This window comes from Rheinheimera pacifica (assembly GCF_024809855.1).
Taxonomy (GTDB): Bacteria; Pseudomonadota; Gammaproteobacteria; order Enterobacterales; family Alteromonadaceae; genus Alishewanella; species Alishewanella pacifica_A.
The window spans coordinates 341114-362832 of the sequence record NZ_JANUEM010000001.1 but is presented as its reverse complement, the minus strand read 5'-3'; the positions used below and the strand labels follow the sequence as shown (position 1 = coordinate 362832).

21 protein-coding genes are annotated in these 21719 nt (G+C 48.5%); 11 read left to right on the top strand and 10 right to left on the bottom strand.

Features of this window, described 5'->3' with window-relative positions; genetic code table 11:
• Positions 1-140 precede the first annotated feature (140 nt).
• The 4 genes from M2404_RS01670 to gpsA are packed head-to-tail and all read left to right on the top strand — an operon-like array spanning position 141 to position 2353.
• A complete protein-coding gene (locus M2404_RS01670) occupies positions 141-575 on the top strand; it encodes a rhodanese-like domain-containing protein (protein ID WP_259237858.1) in 435 nt (144 codons plus the stop codon).
• A 3-nt stretch (positions 576-578) separates the two neighbouring features.
• Positions 579-836 (top strand): glutaredoxin 3, encoded by a 258-nt coding sequence (gene grxC / locus M2404_RS01665; RefSeq protein WP_215396680.1) that lies wholly within the window; start codon positions 579-581, stop codon positions 834-836.
• Positions 837-856: 20 nt separating this feature from the next.
• Complete coding sequence (gene secB / locus M2404_RS01660; RefSeq protein ID WP_092792367.1) at positions 857-1342, top strand: protein-export chaperone SecB; 486 nt, start codon at positions 857-859, stop codon at positions 1340-1342.
• Between the two features lie 3 nt (positions 1343-1345).
• The gene (gene gpsA, locus M2404_RS01655) at positions 1346-2353 is read left to right on the top strand and encodes an NAD(P)H-dependent glycerol-3-phosphate dehydrogenase (protein WP_259237854.1); all 1008 of its coding nucleotides are present in this window, start codon (positions 1346-1348) and stop codon (positions 2351-2353) included.
• 28 nt (positions 2354-2381) lie between these two features.
• Here gpsA and M2404_RS01650 read toward each other — a convergent pair whose 3' ends face one another.
• From M2404_RS01650 to M2404_RS01630, 5 genes are all read right to left on the bottom strand, one after another.
• Positions 2382-4157 (bottom strand): putative bifunctional diguanylate cyclase/phosphodiesterase, encoded by a 1776-nt coding sequence (locus M2404_RS01650; protein WP_259237853.1) that lies wholly within the window; start codon positions 4155-4157, stop codon positions 2382-2384.
• A 137-nt stretch (positions 4158-4294) separates the two neighbouring features.
• Entirely contained in the window at positions 4295-4762 is a 468-nt protein-coding gene (trmL, locus tag M2404_RS01645; RefSeq protein ID WP_259237851.1) for a tRNA (uridine(34)/cytosine(34)/5-carboxymethylaminomethyluridine(34)-2'-O)-methyltransferase TrmL, read from the bottom strand.
• Positions 4763-4806: 44 nt separating this feature from the next.
• On the bottom strand, positions 4807-5811 hold the full coding sequence (locus M2404_RS01640) for an alpha/beta fold hydrolase (RefSeq protein ID WP_259237850.1): 1005 nt from the start codon (positions 5809-5811) through the stop codon (positions 4807-4809).
• A 29-nt stretch (positions 5812-5840) separates the two neighbouring features.
• Positions 5841-7205 (bottom strand): ATP-binding protein, encoded by a 1365-nt coding sequence (locus tag M2404_RS01635; protein WP_259237849.1) that lies wholly within the window; start codon positions 7203-7205, stop codon positions 5841-5843.
• Positions 7202-7897 carry a response regulator transcription factor gene (locus M2404_RS01630; RefSeq protein ID WP_259237848.1) on the bottom strand — a complete coding sequence of 232 codons (696 nt, stop codon included), beginning with the start codon at positions 7895-7897 and terminating at the stop codon, positions 7202-7204. The genes M2404_RS01635 and M2404_RS01630 overlap by 4 nt, the downstream gene beginning before the upstream one ends.
• Positions 7898-8034: 137 nt before the next feature.
• On the opposite strand from M2404_RS01630, the gene M2404_RS01625 reads away from it, so the two are divergent.
• Positions 8035-8493 carry a Spy/CpxP family protein refolding chaperone gene (locus M2404_RS01625; protein ID WP_259237847.1) on the top strand — a complete coding sequence of 153 codons (459 nt, stop codon included), beginning with the start codon at positions 8035-8037 and terminating at the stop codon, positions 8491-8493.
• A gap of 79 nt (positions 8494-8572) precedes the next feature.
• Here M2404_RS01625 and glnG read toward each other — a convergent pair whose 3' ends face one another.
• The 4 genes from glnG to glnA all read right to left on the bottom strand — a co-directional run bounded on the left by glnG (position 8573) and on the right by glnA (position 13191).
• Positions 8573-9982 carry a nitrogen regulation protein NR(I) gene (glnG, locus tag M2404_RS01620; RefSeq protein ID WP_259237845.1) on the bottom strand — a complete coding sequence of 470 codons (1410 nt, stop codon included), beginning with the start codon at positions 9980-9982 and terminating at the stop codon, positions 8573-8575.
• A gap of 4 nt (positions 9983-9986) precedes the next feature.
• The gene (gene glnL, locus M2404_RS01615; protein WP_259237843.1) at positions 9987-11063 is read right to left on the bottom strand and encodes a nitrogen regulation protein NR(II); all 1077 of its coding nucleotides are present in this window, start codon (positions 11061-11063) and stop codon (positions 9987-9989) included.
• A gap of 78 nt (positions 11064-11141) precedes the next feature.
• Complete coding sequence (locus M2404_RS01610; RefSeq protein WP_259237841.1) at positions 11142-11660, bottom strand: DUF4124 domain-containing protein; 519 nt, start codon at positions 11658-11660, stop codon at positions 11142-11144.
• Between the two features lie 121 nt (positions 11661-11781).
• Complete coding sequence (glnA, locus tag M2404_RS01605) at positions 11782-13191, bottom strand: glutamate--ammonia ligase (protein ID WP_259237839.1); 1410 nt, start codon at positions 13189-13191, stop codon at positions 11782-11784.
• Positions 13192-13538: 347 nt separating this feature from the next.
• Between glnA and typA the strand changes: the two genes are divergently transcribed.
• The 6 genes from typA (at position 13539) to M2404_RS01575 (ending at position 19316) form a co-directional block, all read left to right on the top strand.
• A complete protein-coding gene (typA, locus tag M2404_RS01600; RefSeq protein WP_259237836.1) occupies positions 13539-15368 on the top strand; it encodes a translational GTPase TypA in 1830 nt (609 codons plus the stop codon).
• Between the two features lie 149 nt (positions 15369-15517).
• On the top strand, positions 15518-16417 hold the full coding sequence (locus M2404_RS01595) for a virulence factor BrkB family protein (RefSeq protein ID WP_259237834.1): 900 nt from the start codon (positions 15518-15520) through the stop codon (positions 16415-16417).
• A 1-nt stretch (position 16418) separates the two neighbouring features.
• Positions 16419-16856, top strand: a complete 438-nt coding sequence (gene dtd, locus M2404_RS01590) for a D-aminoacyl-tRNA deacylase (RefSeq protein ID WP_259237832.1) — start codon at positions 16419-16421, stop codon at positions 16854-16856.
• A gap of 19 nt (positions 16857-16875) precedes the next feature.
• Complete coding sequence (locus tag M2404_RS01585) at positions 16876-17790, top strand: bifunctional GNAT family N-acetyltransferase/hotdog fold thioesterase (protein WP_259237831.1); 915 nt, start codon at positions 16876-16878, stop codon at positions 17788-17790.
• Entirely contained in the window at positions 17787-18590 is an 804-nt protein-coding gene (locus tag M2404_RS01580) for an NAD(P)H-binding protein (protein ID WP_259237830.1), read from the top strand. Before M2404_RS01585 ends, M2404_RS01580 begins: the two co-directional genes overlap by 4 nt.
• A 111-nt stretch (positions 18591-18701) precedes the next feature.
• A complete protein-coding gene (locus M2404_RS01575) occupies positions 18702-19316 on the top strand; it encodes a restriction endonuclease (RefSeq protein ID WP_259237829.1) in 615 nt (204 codons plus the stop codon).
• Positions 19317-19618: 302 nt separating this feature from the next.
• On the opposite strand, the gene M2404_RS01570 is transcribed toward M2404_RS01575, so the two are convergent.
• A complete protein-coding gene (locus M2404_RS01570) occupies positions 19619-21649 on the bottom strand; it encodes a methyl-accepting chemotaxis protein (protein ID WP_259237827.1) in 2031 nt (676 codons plus the stop codon).
• Between the last annotated feature and the right edge of the window lie 70 nt (positions 21650-21719).

The window sequence follows — 21719 nt, the reverse complement described above, 5'->3', positions numbered from 1 at the left end:
CTAAGACATGCGGACAAAGTGAATGGCTATCTTACCGAATTTTGTGTAATTCTCCAGCCCTGTATCGGCAGTGTGCTGGCTCAGGGCGGGCAAACTGAGTATACTCTGCGCTGGTTTATTTTCCGATAAGCAGAATGAGTATGCAGCAGTATATAGAGTTTATTACTAATCATCCGATCTTAAGTGCGGTTTGGGTGGTGTTATTTATTATGTTAGTCAGCAGCCTGATCAAGTCGCGTTTTTCTGCCATAAAACAGATATCCCCTACAGATCTGACATTGCAGGTAAACCGCAACAATGCGGTGGTGCTGGATATCCGCGCTGAAGCCGATTTTGCCAAAGGCCATATCACCGGCGCCAGACACTTACCGCTGGCTGATATTGAAAAACAACAACTGGCCGGGCTTGAAAAGCAAAAAGACGTGCCCATTATTGTGGTATGTCAGGCTGGAATGACGGCATCAAAAGCGGCTTCCAGTTTAGTTAAACAAGGCTTCACTACTGTATCCGTATTACAGGGCGGTATGGGCAGCTGGACAGGTGCCAGTTTGCCGGTCGTTAAATCGAAGAGGTAATTGATGTCGCAAGTGACTATTTACACTAAGGCCTATTGTCCTTATTGTGTTCGCGCAAAGTCAGTACTGGACAACAAAGGCGTGGCCTATGAGGAAATTCGTATTGACGAGCAACCTGAGCTGCGCCCACAGATGATCGAGCGTGCAGCCGGGCGTACAACAGTGCCACAGATCTTTATCGGCGGGCAGCATATTGGCGGATGCGATGACATGCTGGCGCTTGATGCGGCAGGTAAGCTCGATCCTTTATTGCAATCATAAATACAACAACAGGAATTATCATGGCCGAACAACAAGTAAACGGCGTTGCCACTGAGCAGGGTTTACAATTTGCTATCCAGCGTATTTTCGTAAAAGACATTTCGTTTGAAGCACCTAACGCACCTGCTATTTTCCGTAAGGAATGGAAACCGGAAGTGCAACTGGATTTAGATACCCGCAGCGAAAAGCTGGAAGACAACGTGTATCAGGTTGTACTGTCACTGACAGTCACCACTAAAGTAGAAGGCGAAGTTGCATTTTTATGTGAAGTTCAGCAAGCAGGTATTTTCTCTATCGGTCAACTGGAAGACTCGCAAATGGCGCATATGTTAGCGTCTTTCTGCCCGAACACATTATTCCCTTATGCCCGTGAAGCCGTATCTAACCTGGTAAACCGTGGTACTTTCCCACAGCTGAACCTGGCGCCGGTGAATTTTGACGCGCTGTTTGCGCAATACCTGCAAAAACGTCAGGCAGAAATGCAGGGCGTGAAGGCAGACGCTTAAACAATGCAGCCTTCAGCAATTGCTGTGATTGGAGCAGGGTCTTATGGCACTGCTCTGGCTATTTGTCTGGCGCGTAATGGCAATACCATCAGTTTGTGGGGCCGTAACGAGCAGGAAATGGCCCGGATGGCAGAGCAGCGGGTTAACCAGAAGTATTTGCCGGATGTCCGTTTGCCGGCAACTTTGCAGGTAAGCTCAAACTTAGCTGAGGTTGTTGCCAGTAGCCGCGATATTTTGCTCGTGGTACCAAGCCATGCTTTTGCTGACACACTGCAACTGATTAAACCGCATTTGCAGGCTGAGGGCCGTGTTGCCTGGGCCACCAAAGGCCTGGAACCAGATACCGGCAGACTCCTGCAGGATGTGGCGCGCGATATTCTGGGCGAGCGGGTATCACTGGCAGTGTTTTCCGGGCCTACTTTTGCCAAAGAAATGGCTATGGGTTTGCCGACAGCGATTTCATTGTCTTCTACCGACCCGGAGTTTATCCGCGAGTTATCAGATTTACTGCACTGTGCAAAAAGCTTCAGAGTGTACACCAACACCGACTTTATCGGTGTTCAGCTGGGTGGTGCAGTTAAGAATGTCATTGCCATTGGTGCTGGTATGGCCGATGGTATCGGTTTTGGTGCTAATGCCCGTACGGCATTAATTACCCGTGGCCTTACCGAGATGTGCCGCTTAGGCTGTGCGCTTGGCGCAAAAAAAGACACCTTTATGGGTATGGCAGGTTTGGGCGATTTGGTGCTTACCTGTACTGATAACCAGTCACGCAACCGACGTTTTGGTTTACTGCTGGGGCAGGGAAAGGGTGTTGAAGAGGCGATACAGACTATTGGCCAGGTAGTTGAAGGTTATCGTAACGCCAAAGAAGTGTTTAATCTGGCTCAGCGTGTTGGTGTAGAAATGCCGATTACCGAGCAGATCTATCAGGTGCTGTATCAGGCTAAAGATGCAAAACTGGCGGCACTGGATTTACTGGGCCGGGAAAAGCGCGACGAAGTCACCTAGAGCCGTTACGCAGGTTCACTGCGTTGTACTAGCCGACTTCTTTACGTAGTAACCGGTTTTCCCTCGCCAGCAAAGCGGGTACTTCGCTTGCTGGCAGGGCTTTACTAAATAAGTGGCCCTGTAAAATATCACATCCCATTACATGCAGCAGATAGGCCTGCATTTCATTTTCAATACCTGTTGCTATCACATCTATTTGCAAATAAGACGCCAGCCGGATCAAGCTTGCGGTTATATTGCGCTGTTGTTCATTGTGTTCCATATCGCGGATAAAGCCCTGTGCTATTTTCAGGCTGTGCAGCGGGTATTCGCGTAGTACAGATAATGACGATATACCCTGGCCAAAATTATCCAGCGTTAAATGAAAACCCAGCGCTATAAGTTGTTGTAACGTGGTGTTTATTGCGCTGTCAGGTTGCAGGAAAATATCTTCATGCAGTTCCAGCTCAAATAAGTCGGCTGGTAACTGTGCATCTTCCAGCTGTTGCTGCAGCGCGCTGACAAAATCTTGCTGGCGAAAGCTTAACGTAGAAATATTTACCGAGATGCGGCCACGGCTTATGCCGGTTTGTTGCCAGTGCTTCAGTTGCTGGCAGCATTTACGGAATACCAGTTTATCCAGGGCAACAATCTGGCCGGTGTCGTCCGCTATATTGATAAAATACTGCGGTGCCAGTATACCGCGTTTGGGATTATGCCAGCGTAGCAAGGCTTCGTAACCGACAACACGGTTACTGCCAATACTGAGCCTGGGCTGATAGTAAACATCAAACTCGTCGTTATCCTGGGCTTTTAACAATTCGGCTTCCAGAGCCAGATATTCCGGTGCTTTGAGCTGATAACGACTGTTGGCAAATTGCATATTGCTGCGGCCTAGTCTGGCTGCGCTGCAGATAGCTGTTGAAGCACTGCTTAGCAGTACTGCCGGGCTGGCTCCATCCAAAGGATAAATACTAATGCCGATATAGGTTTGCAAGGCCGATTGTTTAAATTCCTGCGCCGCCTGATCGGCCAGTAGCAGTATTTTATGTGCCAGCCGGTTCAGGTTAACTTCAATTTGGGCAGAGCACAGATGCGCGGGGATCAGCATAGCCAGTGTATCGGTATTATATCTGGCAACTATAGCGCCTTTGCTACTGTACTGTTTTAACTGTGCGCTGAGGCTGCGCAGCACATCCGGTACTTTGTCCTGGGGAGCGCTGGCCATATAACTTACGATCTGATTATACTTGATCAGACAAATAGCGAATTGTGACTGGCTGGCGGTGGAACTGTTGATTGCAGTCTGAATAAACTGGTTAAGCAGTAATGGCGTAAAAAGGCCGGTGTCGGCATCATAAATATAATCGGCATCCTGCTCAGTTTGTTTTCGTTTGCAGTGGCTGATATCCCGCCCGCTCAGCAGGTAGCTGCCGCTATCCAGGTGACGGGTAATGGTTAACGCTACCGGCGTGCGCTTTTCATTGTTTGCCAGTTGTAGCCAGGCTTCACCTTGCCAGTGTAGTTGTGGGGTAATTTCGGCAAGCAGCAACACATCGCTTTCTTCGTCTTTAAAAACGGCCGGTGGAGATGGTGTAGCGGGTATAACTGATGAGAATGCCGGATTCAGATAAGTAGGCTGTAAACTACTGTCCAGAATAGCAATAAATTCAGCTGATTGATCAAGCAGATTCTTCAGTGCCTGTTGTTCGGAATCGGCCGCTTTTTTGCTTTGCAGCAGTTTACGGTTGTACAGGCTAAGTACAATAACCAGCAGCAGTAATACGGCCAGAGCAAGCAGCATAGTGTGAGTATCTCCACTCAAAGCTGCTGCTGGCAGCTGTACCGCAGCAGACAAAAGCAGCCAACCAGACAGCATAGTATCGACATCCTTGTTATCGATAAAAACAGCATTAAATATAGCTGTAGTCTTTTGCTATATGCAAATGCTATTACTGGTTGTTATGTTCTGGCTCCGGCGTAGCCCAATTGGCGCCATGATTCATAAACAAAAACTGCTACGGCATTGGATAAATTCATTGACCGGCTGTTGGCTGTCATCGGAATACGCAGCCAGTTTTCTATTGGCATTTGCTGCAATACTTCCAATGGCAGGCCGCGGCTTTCCGGGCCAAATACCAGAGTATCTCCGGCGGCAAAAGCCGCATCACTATGGGTGGTGTGGCCCTTGGTGGTGCAGGCATATAAGCGCCCCGGCTTTTGCTGTGATATAAAGTCGCTGAAACTGGCGTAGCGTTTTACATTGGCAAACTCGTGGTAATCCAATCCTGCACGTTTTACCCTTTTGTCGTCCCATTGAAAGCCCAACGGCTCGATAAGATGTAACTGGTAACCAGTATTGGCACACAGGCGGATAATATTGCCGGTATTCGGCGGAATTTCGGGTTCAAACAGCACTATATGCAGCATGGGGCTCTCCGGCTTAACAAGGCGGTATTGTAGCAAAAAGTGGATTAGTCTGGCAGCTGTGCCAGAAACTGATTAATAGCGGCAAATGCCTGTTGTCTGATGCTGTCTGTTTCCATAAAAATTTCATGTCGTGCCTGCTTTAGTGCCACTCGAGCGTGATACAGGTTTTCAGGCAGTTGCTGATACCAGAGCTGTTGGGCATAATTGCTGACAACCTTGTCTTCACTGGCTTGTAGCATTAACACCGGTGTATGCCATTTAGTGGCGTCTTGCTGCAGGCGTCGCATGGCTTTTATTGCTGCATCAACCCAGGCTGTGGTCACGCCGCCAAGCCGGGCATCAGGATATGTACGGTATAACTGATGCAACCACTGATAACGTTCGGCACAGCTGGTCAGCGGGTTGTTGGCAAACGCTTTTTCCTGATAATTACGCTGGCCGGGGAAATACCATGGCTGGGCTTTAAGCCCCCGGTTAACAGCACCAAATGCCAGTGCCAGCGGTTCTGCTAAGCGGGCCGGTACCAGGCCGGTATAAATACCGAGCATTGGCGAGGCCAGTATGGCTGCTTTAAACGGATGCGGTTGTTGTTGTAAATAACCGGCAAGGATGGCACAGCCCATTGAGTGGGCAAGGGCAATATGGCTGCTATGGCCGCTTGGCAGCACTATATGCTGAATGAACTGGGCTAAATCTTGCTGATATAGTGCAAAATCAGCTACATAGCCTTTGTGTGGGTTGCCAAGTTCACGCTGCGACAGGCCCTGGCCCCGGTGATCGAGTAAAAAAACACTGTAGCCTGCACTAACCAGTTCAAAACACAGTTCGGCATATTTTACTGCCATTTCCATCCTGCCGGCGCTGATCACCACGGCGTGGCGTGCGTTGGGGCTCTGATGATAGTGGTAACTTAATTTCAGGCCATCGCTGCTGGTTAGTACGTCTGAGGTCATACTTTGCCAGAATGGCCGTAATTGCTGGGTCCAGTTCTCTGCCAGATTGGCAGCATGGCCGCTGGCCTGCCACAAAGGGAAATCACTTGCTGTCAAAATAGGCTCTTTTAATCAGTATTGTGGCGCTAGTTTAGCGGTAACTGCACAGTGATACAAAGTCCTTGTCCGGTGGCGTTGGCTGCGTGCACTTTACCACCATGCTGGCGGATGATTTGCGCCACTATTGCCAGGCCAAGCCCGGTGCCGCCGGTACTACTGGTGCGGCTATCTGACACCCGGTAGAAAGGTTCAAATATCGCCTCAAGCTGATCGGAGGCGATGCCTGGCCCCTGATCGCAAATTTGTAACACCAGTTGTTGCTGCAACTGCGTTACTGCGCAGGTGATATCACTATTCGGCGGGCCGTATTTAATAGCATTACGCAGAATATTTTCAATGGCCCGTGCCAGCAGCCTGCTGTCTGCCGTTATTTCCAGCTGTTGTGGTGCCTGCAATAGTATTTGTTGTTGTTTTGCATCAGCCTCTACCCGGTTAACCTCAATAATATCTGACAGCAGCTCGGTTAAGTCGAAGCGTTGTTGTTGCAATTGATACTGGCCGGCATCCAGTTTGCTAAACGTCAGCAGTTCATCCAGCATTATATCCAGCCGGTCCAGCTCTTGTTTTAACCTTGGTACCTGCTCCAGGTTTTGCTGGCGCTCGGTTAAGCCTAGTGCCAGCTGGGCTCTGGCAAGTGGCGAGCGTAGCTCGTGAGATATATCACGCAGTAAACGCTGCTGATTGGTTAGCAGGGCACTAATACGCTCGGCCATGGTATTAAAGCTGTGCCCTAGTTGCCCCAGTTCATCCTGGCGTTTAATAAGGCTGGTTACCCGGCTGTTAAGCTGGCCATCGGCAAATTGCAGATTACGCTGCAACAGTTCACGCAAAGGGCGGGAAATCGATACCGCCAGCACAAAGCTGGCAACGGCAGAAATCAGTAAGGTAAACAACATTAATACATGTTGTGGTATTTCGCTTAAGCGCCACCATGGCTGCGGCGGGCGCTGCCTTTTTTGGTACAGCGCCAGGGTTTCATCGCCAAGCTGCAAAATAAAAGGGCCGGCCAGTGAGGTGTTATGGTGTTTTAGCCAGCGTGGGCGTGATAACTGCGACAACTCGGTCAGCCAGTGTTGGTCAAAATCACGCGGTAGCAGCTGTGGTGTCAGTACGACTTGTGTTTGTGCATCCACTACCAGCCAGCGGTCCGGGCTGTCTTGTTGCAGCCGGGCAACTAAATGCGCACTGTTTTCGCTGTCTGCCAGCGGGGCCAGATGTTGTTGCAATTGCTGAATAACATTATGCGGCAGCCGGCGGATTTCGGTTGGCTCAACTAAAGCCCGTGACAGTGCCAGCGTGGCAAACACGGCGCTTAACAGTACCAGCCAGAACCAGAGAAAAATCCGCCCGGCCAGATAATGAAACGGGTTAAGGTGCGTTAGCCAGTTCATGCTTCACCTTGCAAAAACAGATAGCCGCTACCGCGTAAGGTTTGAATTTTCTCGTTGCTGCTATATACCGCGATCTTTTTGCGGATATTACTGATATGCATATCCAGGCTGCGATCATACATTTGTAGCCGTTTGCCTAATACTTCGCGGCTAAGTTCATCTTTACTGACCACTTCGCCGGCGCGGCGCATCAACAATTCCAACAACTGAAACTCAGTGGCGGTTAATGCTACCACTTCGCCGTTACAGCTTAGTTGCCGGCTGGCGGGGTTCAACAGCAGCCCGTTCAGATTAAGCACACTGTCACTATTACTCTGCGGCACCTGAGTCAGCTCAACCCGGCGTAATATTGCTTTAATACGTGCCACCAGCTCGCGTGGGTTAAAGGGTTTGGCCAGATAATCGTCAGCGCCCAGCTCAAGGCCAACAATGCGGTCTACGTCATCGCCACGTGCCGTTAGCATTAATACCGGGCAGTACTGGCTGGTGCGCAAAGCTTTAAGCACCGACAGGCCATCCATGCCGGGCAGCATAATATCCAGCAGGATTAACTGATAGCCACCACTTTGTGCCATAGCCAGACCTTGCTGGCCGTCATGGGCTGCCGTAAACTGAAAGCCGTCCAGCGCCAGATATTCAGCTACCAACTCACACAGTTCGGTGTCATCGTCGATCATTAAAATTGCAGGCATAACCACTCCTTATTTGCTATGAGTTTACCTAATGTCAGCGCCTTGCAATACAGCTTTACAGAATCTTTACCCGGCATTTGCGTTGCTTTGCATTAGCTGTTTTATGCTTAGGCTGTCTTAATAGAGGAGTGTATCCGATGAAAATATCAAAACTGATTTTTGCTTTAAGTTTACTGACTGCCAGCAGCGTGGCTGGTGTTGCCTTGGCGCATGAGCATAAAGCGGCAGGTTATGAACATGGCCGCCATATGCAGCATGCTCCGATGAAGCGTATGCTGGCAGGCCTTGATCTTACAGATAGCCAGCGCGAACAGATTAAACAGCTAATGCAGCAACACCGTAGTGAGCAAAAAACGGCCCGGCCAGATAAGGCTGAACGCAAGCAAATGCGCGATCTGTTGGCCGCAGATACCTTTGACGAAACTGCTGCACGCCTGTTATTAGAAAAGCAGCAACAGCAAGCAGTAAACAAACGGCTGGCTGCAATGAAATTACAGCATCAGGTGTTACAGGTATTGACTGATGAGCAACGCCAGCAGTTAAATGAAAAACGGCAGCAGTGGCAGCAAAAAAAGCAACAGCGTAGTAATGCCTGAAATATCTTAGGGCCTGACATTGTAGGCGCTCTTTACAGTTAACAGCAGGCCGGTGCGTTTTAACGCCCGGCCTTGTTTTTTATTCTATATCCAGCTCTTTAAGTTTACGGGTCAGGGTATTGCGGCCCCAGCCCAACCGTTTTGCGGCTTCCTGTTTATGGCCGTGGGTAAACTGCAGTGCCTGTTGTAACACTGTACGCTCAAACTCCGGCCCGGCTTCAGCCAATATATTTTCTTCACCGGCATTTAATTTGTGGCTGATCCAGCCAGCCAGTAAATCCTGCCAGCTACCTCCCTGGCCATTTTGCACTGCCGGTGCTGCTTTTTGCGGCGATGTCAGCTCAGGCGGTAAATCGGCTACTACAATATGCTTGCCGCTGGCCATTACCGTTAGCCAGCGGCAGGTGTTTTCTAACTGGCGCACGTTACCGGGCCAGTCGAGCTGGCTTAAAAACTGTTCAGCCTCTTTGGTCAGGGTTTTGGCTTCAACATTCAGCTCTTTTGCAGCCTGCAATAAAAAATGCTGCGCCAGTTTGGCGATATCCTGCTTGCGCTCTTTTAACTGCGGTAAATGCACCCGGATAACGTTTAGCCGGTGGAATAAGTCTTCGCGGAACTTGCCTTCACCTACAAGATGCTCCAGGTTCTGGTGGGTGGCGGCAATAATGCGTACATCTACACCAATAGCCTGATGGCCACCAACGCGGTAGAACTGGCCATCTGCCAGCACCCGCAGCAAACGGGTTTGCACATCCAGCGGCATATCGCCGATTTCATCAAGAAATAAGGTGCCGCCATCGGCTTGCTCGAAACGGCCTTTACGCAGGTTATTTGCACCGGTAAAGGCGCCTTTTTCATGGCCAAACAGTTCTGACTCAATCAGATCTTTTGGTATTGCTGCCATATTCAGCGCAATAAATGGCAATTCGCAGCGCGGGCTGTGCTTGTGCAGTGCGCGGGCAACCAGCTCTTTACCGGTGCCAGACTGGCCATTAATTAATACGCTGATACTGGAGCGTGCCAGCCGGCCAATAGCGCGGAATACTTCCTGCATTGCCGGGGCTTCGCCAATAATTTCCGGTGACAGGGCAGGCGCTGAGGCTTTATGTTTAGGCTGGCGGGCACTGGCATGTTCCAGTGCACGGCTGATTAGCGCTACGGCATCATTAACATCAAAGGGTTTTGGCAGATATTCGAATGCGCCGCGTTTAAAAGCGTTAACTGCGCTGTCCAAATCGGAATGTGCAGTCATAATAATTACCGGCAGCTCCGGGGCCAGTTCCTGCAACTTGCCAAGTAACGCCATGCCGTCAGTGCCAGGCATGCGGATATCTGATACTACGACAGCAGGCTGATCATACTCCAGCCGCTGCAGCATCAAGTCGGCTGAGGCATAGCTTTCACATAAAATATCCGCCCGGGCCAGGGCTTTTTCCAGAACCCAGCGGATAGAATTGTCGTCATCAATAATCCACACAGTATGACTCATTAGTTCAATCCTCAGTGTCTGCAATTGGCAGGTATAACGTAAATTCGGTATGGCCGGGCCAGCTGTCACAATCAATCCAGCCGCCGTGCTGGTGGATCAGGGTTTGGGCAATAGACAAGCCAAGCCCTGTACCACCGGCTTTGCCACTGACCATCGGGTAAAATAAGGTGTCTTTAATATCTGCAGGAATACCGGGGCCATTGTCGATAACTCGGATCAGCGCCACCAGTTTGTAGCGTTTGCCATGTAAAGTGTGTTGGTGCAGTACCCGGCTTTGCAGGCAAATGCCTGGTTGTTCGGTTTGCTCCAGAGCTTGCTGGGCATTACGCACTATGTTTAGCAACGCCTGTTCAATTAACTCCGGATCAAACGGAAAATCGGGAATGCTGGGATCGTAGTCACGGCTAAACTGCACTAATGCCGGGTTGTCCATTAATGCCAACTGGCGCACCTGCTCAATGATCTGATGCAGGTTGGCACTTACACGCTGCGCTGGCCGGTAAGGCCCCAATAGTCTGTCCACCAGGTTACGCAGCCTGTCGGCCTGCGCAATAATAAGCTGGGTGTATTCTTTTAACTCATCGTTTAATGACTCTTCCAGCAACTGCGCAGCACCGCGCAAACCACCCAGCGGATTTTTAATTTCGTGTGCCAGGCCACGGATTAACTCCCGTGCTGCTAAATGTTGGTGCTGCTGCAGGCTTTCCAGGCTAATTTTGCGTTGTTGATCAACCTGGCGGATTTCCAGCAATAAATGCTCGGCCGGGTTTTCACAGATAGTGACTGAAATATCCAGCAGCAAATGACGGCCATCGGCCAATACCGCCTGTACATCACTAACACCAAAACCCTGCTTACTGTTTAATGCTCCAATGAAATGGTTGGCGTTAATGTCGCAATGCTGAAATAAATCCGGAAAAAATTGCGCGCTAAGACGCTTTTCGCCCAAACCCAATACTGCACAACATGCGGTATTGAAGTAGCGGATCGTCAAACCGGCGTCCAATAGCATTATTGCTGTTGTCAGTTGTTCGCTGATATGAGCATGTAATTGTTCGGCTGCTATTACTGTATTTGTCACTGCTTCACCTTATGCACCAATTTGGTGCGCCAGTTTAGCAGTGTAATTCAGTTCAGGCTGAATTGCATGGCATGCGCACTAATTTGGTGAGATTACCGATGTTCTATGTAAATAGAAGGTCGTTACAGGACTTGCTGCAATAAGCTTGCCGTTTTGATCAAAAAGCTCCATCTGCAATTTGTGCTCGCCGCGGTGAACATCGCGCAGAATAAATACCGCATTACTTTGCGGTTCGCCCTGTGGTTTACTGTTTAACAACAAGCGCACCCGCAAACCGCGTTCAAACATCGGGCTTATTTTACCGGATACATAAACAGAGCCGGTATTGTCACGCACTGTACCTTGTTCTTCAGGTTGTACAATCTCAACGTTAAAAGGCTCTACGGCAGGTGCCTTGCGGGCGGGTAGGGTAGGATCTGTAGCGGCCATGATATTGGCCCGGGTCGACAGCGTCAGTTCTTCTGCGCCAGGTTGCGGGCTGTCAGAAAATACCAGCACGCCGTTGGCATCGCGTGTTACAAATACTTTTTTGTTTTCCTGCGCTGGCAAAGATGTTGTGCAAAGCAACATTAATATAATAAACAATACTTTATTCATATGCTTTGCAGGTTCCGTGTTATTTTATTGTTGTCACTCCACCAAGTTACTCTAGCTTGCTTCGCTTTAATTTTCTACAAAAAAAAAGCTCACCGAAGTGAGCTTTTAATCAAATTGTTATTTAAACACTGTAATACAGTTCAAATTCTAACGGGTGTACAGCAACCGCTACTTTACGGGCTTCAGCACGTTTAATATCGATATAGGCATCGATCATTGCATCAGACATTACGCCGCCTTTAGTGAAAATAGCACGGTGTTTGTCCAGCTCGTTCAGCGCTTCTTCCAGAGACGTTGCAACCTGTGGAATATTAGCAGCTTCTTCTGCCGGTAAATCGTACAGGTCTTTGTCCATCGCATCGCCAGGGTGGATCTTATTCTGGATACCGTCTAAACCAGCCATTAACTGGGCAACAAAAGCCAGGTATGGGTTAGCTGCCGGATCCGGGAAACGGCATTCAATACGGCGGGCTTTGGCACTTGGTACCAGTGGGATACGGATAGAGGCTGAGCGGTTACGTGCAGAGTAAGCCAGCATAACCGGGGCTTCAAAGTGTGGTACTAAACGCTTGTACGAGTTAGTAGACGGGTTGGTAAAAGCATTAATGGCTTTAGCATGTTTAATAATACCGCCAATGTAATACAACGCCAGTTCTGACAGGCCTGCATACTTATCACCGGCAAACAGGTTTACGCCGTCTTTTGCCAGCGATTGGTGGCAGTGCATACCTGAACCGTTATCACCTACTAAAGGTTTTGGCATAAAGGTAACGGTTTTACCATACAGGTGAGCTACGTTATGAATAACATACTTAAGTTGCTGTACTTCATCAGCTTTTTTGGTCAGGCTGTTGAACTTGGTTGCAATTTCGTTCTGGCCGGCAGTTGCAACTTCGTGGTGGTGTGCTTCAACGGTTTGACCCATTTCTTCCAGTACCATACACATAGCGCTACGGATATCGTGGCCCGAATCTACCGGTGGTAGTGGGAAGTAACCGCCTTTTACGCTTGGGCGGTGGCCTTTGTTACCATCTTCATAACTGGTGCCTGAGTTCCATGCTGCTTCAGTAGAGTTAATTTTAAAGAAAGAACCAGACATCGTGGTTTCAAAACGGATATCGTCAAACATAAAGAATTCCGGCTCTGGCCCAAACAGCACAGTATCGGCAATACCGGTAGATTTCAGGTACTCTTCAGCGCGTTTAGCAATTGAGCGTGGGTCACGGTCGTAACCCTGCATGGTGCTTGGTTCGATAACGTCACAGGTAATATTAAGTGTGGTTTCTTCAAAAAACGGGTCAAGTACTGCAGTAGATGCATCCGGCATCAGGATCATGTCTGAGTCGTTAATACCTTTCCAGCCAGAAATAGAAGAGCCGTCAAACATCTTGCCGTCTTCAAAGAAGTCTTCGCTGATCTGATTAACAGGAACTGTAACGTGCTGTTCTTTACCTTTGGTGTCGGTAAAACGTAAATCTACAAACTTCACTTCATTTTCTTTAATTAAACTCAGTACAGATGATGCAGACATGCATTCCTCCAATTAATCTGTTTTGAACTGATTTAGCGGTGTTGCTCCAATAAATGCCAGATACATGCCAAACATTTAAGTGTTTGATTTATATTTGTATTGATGGCCAATGCAGCGCCTTCGCTATCAGCGTTGCACTACTATGGTGCTTGGTTGCATTTTTATGGTGCGCTTATGGCAGGCTTAAGTCTAGATGCTGCGGACGGCTGTGAGAAAAAAAATTGCTTAAACTGCGGTTGCCGTTTTTATTTCCATGCAAAAACAGAGTAGAATGTGCGCCCTTTCGTTTCAGTTAGTTTTGCCTGGTGGTCATTACGGTCATCTAGTGCCACAGAGGATATATTTACATGAGCGTTACCGCGACATACTTAGACAAGCTGCGCAACGTTGCCATTATTGCGCACGTTGACCATGGTAAAACCACTTTGGTTGACAAACTGCTACAGCAGTCTGGCACCTTCGACGCCCGCGCCAAGTTACAGGAGCGCGTGATGGACTCGAATGCGCAGGAATCTGAGCGCGGTATAACTATCCTGGCAAAAAATACTTCGGTGCGCTGGAACGGTTATCACATTAATATTCTTGATACACCGGGCCACGCCGACTTCGGTGGTGAAGTTGAGCGCGTATTGTCAATGGCCGACTCAGTATTGCTGTTGGTTGATGCCGTTGATGGCCCTATGCCGCAAACGCGCTTTGTAACACAAAAAGCCTTTTCCCACGGTTTAAAGCCAATTGTTGTAGTAAACAAAATCGACCGTCCGGGTGCACGGCCGGATTGGGTTATTGATCAGGTGTTTGATCTGTTCGATAACTTAGGCGCCACTGATGAGCAGCTGGATTTCCCGATTGTTTACGCTTCTGCGTTAAACGGCTGGGCAACGTTAGATCATAACGAACCTAAAACCGATATTACTGATTTGTTTGAAGCTATTGTTAAACATGTAGCTCCGCCAGCAGTTGAGCTGGACGGTGAAACCCAGCTACAGGTGTCACAGCTGGATTACTCAAGTTACCTGGGTATTATCGGCATTGGCCGTATTAAACGCGGTACCTTAAAGCCAAACCAGCAGGTGACGATTGTTGGTGCTGATGGCTCCAAGCGCAACGGTAAAGTAGGCCAGGTGTTTGGTTACTTAGGTTTAGAGCGGGTAGAAACTGCTGAAGCCAACGCCGGTGATATCGTAGCCTTTACCGGCCTGGGTGAACTGAAAATTTCTGACACTATCTGCGCCACCACTAAAGTAGAAGCATTGCCCGCCCTGCAGGTAGATGAACCTACCGTTACCATGACGTTCCAGGTAAACACGTCGCCATTTGCTGGTAAAGAAGGTAAGTTTGTTACTTCACGCCAGATTTTAGAGCGTTTAACTAACGAGCTGAAACACAACGTTGCGCTGCGGGTTGAAGAAACAGAAGATGGCGATAAATTCAAAGTATCCGGCCGTGGTGAGTTGCACCTGGGCGTATTAATTGAAAATATGCGCCGCGAAGGTTTCGAATTAGCGGTATCGCGCCCGGAAGTTATCATGAAAATGGTTGATGGCGTGAAGATGGAACCGATGGAAAACGTGACCATTGACTGCGAAGAGCAGAACCAGGGTTCTATTATGGAGCGTATGGGTGAGCGTAAAGCTGAGATGACCAATATGCAACCCGATGGTAAAGGCCGTATCCGTATGGATTTCTTAATGCCAAGCCGTGGTTTGATTGGTTTCCGTACCGAGTTTATGACTATTACTTCAGGTACTGGCCTGATGTACCATAGCTTTGATCATTACGGTGAGCACAAAGGCGGTACTATCGGTCAGCGCACCAACGGTGTAATGATCTCTAACGCTATGGGTAAAGCTGCCGGTTATGCTATTTTCTCATTGCAGGAGCGTGGCCGTATGTTTATCAGCCATGCTGAAGAAGTATACGAAGGTCAGGTAATCGGCATTCACAGCCGCAGTAACGACTTAACAGTTAACTGCTTAAAAGGTAAGCAATTAACTAACGTACGGGCGTCTGGCACCGATGAAGCAATTAATCTCGTGCCGCCAATCCGCTACACGCTGGAACAGGCTCTGGAATTTATTGATGACGACGAACTTGTAGAAGTTACACCTAAATCTATCCGTATCCGTAAGCGCCACCTGACAGAAAACGATCGTAAACGCGCCAGCCGCGGTTAAATACCGGGCAATCTGTATATAAGGCCAGCACCATGCTGGCCTTTTTTCTGGGTTATTTTTAGTACTCAGAGGGTTAGCTTGTTGCCAAGCTGGTTGAACCACTGCTTTTCTTGTATCCTCTGGTAGTATTTATGTGATTTGGAGGCGTTATGCTGCCTGAGTGGCAATCCTATCTGAAAACGGCTGTGCGCTTTGTTAAGCTTTATATCCAGCGTTGTCAGCAGGATCAAATTGGTATGATTGGCGGTTATCTGGCTTATATCTCGCTGCTGTCTGTCGTGCCTCTGATAGCCGTTATGTTTTCTATGCTAAGTGCTTTTCCGATGTTTGCAGAGTTTCGTCAGGGTATTGAAGCGTTTGTTTACGCCAATGTTATTCCTTCGCGTGGCGAAGAAATTCAAACCTACATTAACCAGTTTATCGGTAATACCGGTGGCATGACGGCAATAGGTATTGCGGTACTGGTGTTTGTGGCGTTGCTGCTTATTCATAACATTGATAAAAGCCTGAACAAAATCTGGCGGGTAACCAGAAGGCCAAGGCCGGTTATTTCTTTCTCAATTTACTGGATGATTCTGACATTGGGCCCCATTTTGTTTGGCTCATCTATCGCAGTAACTTCTTACCTGATCAGGTTAACCCGCCTTGCTGAGGATTATACCCCTGGGCTGTCTACGCTGTTGTTGGGTACCGTGCCGTATCTGATGTCTTTACTGGCATTTTTTCTGCTGTATCTGGTGGTGCCGAATATTAAAGTACGCAGCCGGCATGCCTTTTTTGGCGCACTGTTGGCGATGCTGTTGTTTGAATTATCTAAACGTGGTTTTGCGGTTTATGTTACGCATTTCCCGGCCTACGACACCCTGTATGGTGCACTGGCGTTAGTACCGATTGTTTTTGTATGGGTATACCTGTGCTGGTTAGTTGTATTGTTGGGGGCTGAAATGACAGCCTTGCTGCAGCAAATTGCCGCAGATACCGAACAGACCGATGCTGATGATCCGGATCAGATTGACCCGTCTGACGACATAAATGAGGCCAAGTTGTAAAATGAAAGCATTAATCCAGCGGGTGGATCAGGCGTCTGTTACGGTTAACGGTGCCGTTATCGGCCAGATTGAGCATGGTTTATTAGTGTTGCTGGGTGTTGAAGCTGAAGATACACCGGCAGATATTACCAGGCTGGCGCACAAGGTTTGCCACTACCGGGTGTTTTCGGACAGTAATGGCAAAATGAATCTGAATGTGCAACAGGCTGGCGGCAGTTTGCTGGTGGTGTCACAGTTTACGCTGGCAGCTGACACCCAGTCGGGTTTAAGGCCCAGCTTTACACCTGCAGCAATACCTGACAAAGCCAACCAGTATTACGAAACTTTTGTGGCATATTGCCGTTCACTGGGCCTGACCACTGCGACCGGGCAATTTGCTGCCGATATGCAGGTTAGTCTGGTAAACAATGGCCCGGTAACGTTTTTACTGCAAAGCTAATTTTTCGGAGTTGTACCTTATGCGGCATTGGCAATTACGCTCGCCCGCCACCCCAGACGAATGGCACCGTTATTATCAGCTACGTTGGCAAATATTACGTGCCCCCTGGCAGCAACCACCCGGTTCAGAACGCGACGAGCTCGAAACACAGGCTTATCATCTGATGTTAGTAACACCGGATGGTGATATTGCAGCTATCGGGCGTTTGCATCAGCTTGAGCAAGGCGGGGCCCAGGTGCGTTATATGGCAGTTGCTACGGAGTATCAGGGTAAAGGTGCCGGTGGCAGGGTTTTGGCCGCGCTGGAGTTACAGGCGGTAAAATGGGGCTGTGGTTATATCAGATTAAATGCGCGTGATACTGCTTTGGCATTTTATCAACGCAATGGTTACCGCCAACTTGGGGCTGCTCCTCAGCTGTACGGTATTGCGCACTTTGTTATGCAAAAGCCAATCCGGCTTGCTGGCACCTCAGAGCAACATCAGCTGTGGTGTCGTCAGTTAAATGATACCTGGCAGAAAACCATACCGCTTAGCCAGTATATGCAATTGGCTATCGCCGGCTTTGATGGCAATGAAATACGCTGCGACGCTCCGTTGGCGCCAAACATTAATCTGCACCAGACCATGTTTGCCGGCAGTATCTATGCACTGGCGACATTAACGGGCTGGGGCATGTTGTATTTGCAGTTACAGGCACAGGGGTTGCACGGCGATCAGGTGTTGGCAGATGCAACAATTAAGTATCTGAAACCGGTTGCGGCCCAACCACAGGCGCGCTGTGCCTTACAGCAATGCGCCGGTGCGCTGAATATGCTGGCTGAAGGGCGTAAAGCCGTGCAACATATTAAAGTGCAGGTGTTTTCTGCCGGTGAACTTGCTGCTGAATTTAGCGGCCGTTATGCCGTATTGCCGGTTAAGGCCGGGCAGCAATGAAAATCGTCATTATTGGTTGCGGTTGGTTGGGGCAGCAATTAGCGGCAGATTTAGTAGCACAAGGCCATCATGTATATGCCAGCCGTCGTTCAGGCTCTGCATTGAGTGATTTACCCGCCGGGGTAACCGGTTTTGTGCTGGATTTAAATACACCGGCAGATCAACACTCCCTAATGCCCATGTTGCATGATGCAATAGTTGTTTGTGCTGTTACTCCGGGGCGGGATCAGAAATCACACCATTACACTGCGGCGTTACAGCAACTTGCCACCCTGGCTACAGTGGCTGGCAGCAGGCAAATAATACATTTTAGTTCTACCGGCATTTATCATGGCCTGCTTGGTGAGGTCGATGAAGCTGCATCGCTGCACTTAACCGAGCTCCGGGTCAGTTTACTGTGGCAGGGTGAGCAGGCATTACAGCAGTTCCAACCGGCAGTCACATTGCGTCTTGCCGGCTTAATGGGCCCGGGGAGGCATCCGGGGCGTTTTGCTGCAGCTAAGGTGCTGCCTGATGCAACTGCCCCGGTTAACATGTTGCATTCAGCAGATATTATTGCGGCAGTTACACTACTACTTGATGCTACACCGTGCAGTGGAGTGTTCAATCTTAGTTGTCCGTCAACTTTGCTACGGCAGGATTTTTATCAGCAGGCGGTTGTGTCAGCAGGTACGGCGCCAGCCATTTTCGCGAAAGAGAGCGCTAAGGGGCGTAAAGTGAATGCTGAAAAGTTTGTCCGGCAGTTCAACTTTTCTTATCGCTTCGCATCGGCTTCTGATGCTCTGGCTTACTGCAATTGACGTAAAAATAAGCAAGCAGTGTCTTTATAATTCATTTATCAACTTCTTATTAAGAAAAATTTCAGCAGCAGACTAATACTGTAGCCTGTTCCATATGGACTTGAGGTTGATATGAAAAATAAATGGCTACTTATCTCATCTGTCAGTACTGGTCTTGGCATTATTGCCGGTGCTGTTTATTTGTTTTTTGCTGAGCATTCTCTGCTGCTGAGTGACAACCAATGGGTACTATCCGCTTTTTGGTCAGCGTTTATGCTATGGACCTTTGTGCTGATGTTTATGGTGGCGTTGTTCTTTAATGTCTTGGCCTTTTTTGAGCTGGACGAGCAGCATAAATTGCTGGGGCTGGCGCGCCCGATTAAAGCATTTTTGTCGTCAGCAGACAAACAGCAGCAATTTATGCAGGAAGCAGAACGCTTTTTAGTACGCCAGGGCAAGCTGACACATTCTAATCGCGTTAGCCCTGACTACAAATGTCTGTCAGGCGAGAGTGAAAAGCTGGTTTACATCCAGCAGAAAAACCAGTCGGTTGATATTTCCCAGATCCGTGCGCTGTTTCAGCAAATGCTGGCTGCTGATTTCAATAGCGGTGTTGTAGTCAGCTACGCCGGTTTTAGTAATCAGGCCTGGATATTTGCTCATGAGGCCAATATTGAATTGATCGATGCAAAAAGTCTGAAAAAGCAGCAAAAAAGACAGCGTGAGCAACAATTTGCTATGGTGTAGTAGCAATATCATGTTTTCATCGGGTTTTTTGTTGCTGTTTTGGCACTATGAATAGCGAATGGAATCGAAAGAAAAACAAAGGACACAAAGATACTTCCTGCCTGGCTGGACATTGTCCAGCCCTTTTCTTAGCTCAGGATAAGCAATAAATAAAGCGGCAGGACGCCGCTGTGTCACAATGCTTTCTTACACCACCACATCATACAATCACCGTATTACGCAATTACTGTACTACGCTATCCCTGTACCAGGCGACTATCTTATAAAGTCCATTCTGTTACAGCAAATACGCCTTGGTATTATCAGGATATTTTAAAGGTACTGGCCGCTTGCTGCAGTTCTACTGCCAGTTCAGATACCTCATCGCTGTGCTGTAAAGTGCGGCTGGCTTTCTCACCGCTGATATGAGCAATATTGACCATCTGCTGCATATTTTTATCTATGGCCTGGCCCAGATCCAGCTGCATTTCAGTGGCTGCTGTTACCCGGTTGCTGATATCCTGCGTTTGGGCTATCGCCTGATTTACCAGAGTAAGTGAAGATACCAGCTCCAGGGTTTGTGCCACACAGCTGTCGGCATCTGTTTTACCATTGGTAATGGCAAACACAGCTTGTTTACTTTGTTGTTGCAGTGTTTCGATCATCTGACGAATTTCATCAGTGGCCTGCTGGGTGCGCCCGGCCAAAGAGCGTACTTCATCGGCTACTACAGCAAAACCGCGGCCTTGCTCTCCGGCTCTTGCAGCCTCAATGGCAGCATTTAGTGCCAGTAGGTTAGTTTGCTCTGCAATACCGCGAATAGTCGCTAAAATACTGCCAATATTATTGGCTTCGTCATTTACTTTACTCATTACTGCGCTGGTTGCAGTCAGTTGCTCTGCCAGGTGGTTGATAAGTTTATTATTCTGGCCGGCTATTAAATCTATCTGTTCTCCCTGCAGCAATGCTTGTTGCATTGCTGCAGTGGTTTCTGCTGATTGCAGGGCAATGTCACGGGTACTGTCTGCCAGCTGTCGTGTCACATCATTCACCAGTGTAATCTGGCGCTGCTGTTGGTGCAGCGAGTCGTTAATTTCACCCACTTCTTTTGCTGACTGGCTGGCGTTTAAATTAAGCTCAGTGGCGTTGTTCTGAATATTAATAATCAGCGCGCTCAGTGCACTAATCAGGCTGTTTACTTTGACAGCAAGAGCACCGAATTCGTCCTGATTGGTAATATGCAGCTTGCGGGTTAAATCGCCTTGGGCAATGTCGCCCAACACTTTATTAATATCGGCCAGCGGGCGCAGCATGGCGTTGATTGTCAGATAGGCTGCGACAACAGCCAGTAAAATTAGTACTAACATCAGGCTAAGTGTGCGGGTATTACCAGAGCTGACTGCGTCAGACACATTCTGTTGTAAGGTACTGAACTGAGTATCAGCGGCCGAAAGTAGTTTATCCAACGCAAGAATGACCTGTTCAACCCGCTGTTCAGACAGGTTTAGCTGTACACGGGCAGTTTGTTGCGCGCTGACTTGCTGCAGCTTAACACTGGCCAGGCTGTTTTGGGCTTCCAGTTTACTGGCCAGTTGTGCCAGTTGTTCAGTGGTATTTTGCCAGAGCCCACCTGTGTCGATTTTATCCAGAATATCAGCAAGATAGTCGATATTGACCTGCATATCACTTAGCGTAAAACTGATGCTTTCCTGGCCGGTTTCTGCAGTTGTCAGTTCGTTATAAGCCGCTACTTCTTTCAGTGTATTTAGCAAGCCAAGCAATTGACCATCAATACGGTTTGCGCTGCCGGCTATCAACTCATTTTGTTGTCTGCCACCACGCAGTTCAAGATAAGAGATATCCAGCAGGTTGGCACCTATGTTATCAATCAGTTGTTCTAACTCTGTCAGTTCGGTCTGCACCTGATGTTGCATTGTAATGCTTTGTAGTCTGGCGTTAAACATCGTATCAACTGCAGTAGCATATTGCTGGTAGCGGTTGTCGATGTCATTCAGGGTTTGCGTAAATGCGGGTTCGGCGCTGGTGAGCGCAGCCAGATCGGTTAGCAGATCGCGTAGAGTTTGGCTGCCACTGTTAAACCGTTGTTGATATTGGCTGATTTCGCTGTCTTGTTCAGCTGTAAAACCCAGAGCAGACAACTTGGCTAGTTTTAACAGCTGAATTTGCGCTGCGTTGCTTTGTTGTTGTACCGGTACAGCAAGAGTATTAACTCTGTCGCTGGACTCAGTAATGGCGGCAAAGCTCAACAAAGCAGAGCCACTGGATAACAACAATAGCAAAGCGATAAATCCGAAGCCAATGATAACTTTATGCGCAACTTTTAATGATGTCACGGAAACAAACTCCACGCCGTAGCTGTGCCTTAACCATAGACACCAGCTGTCTGGTAAACAACCTGAAGTT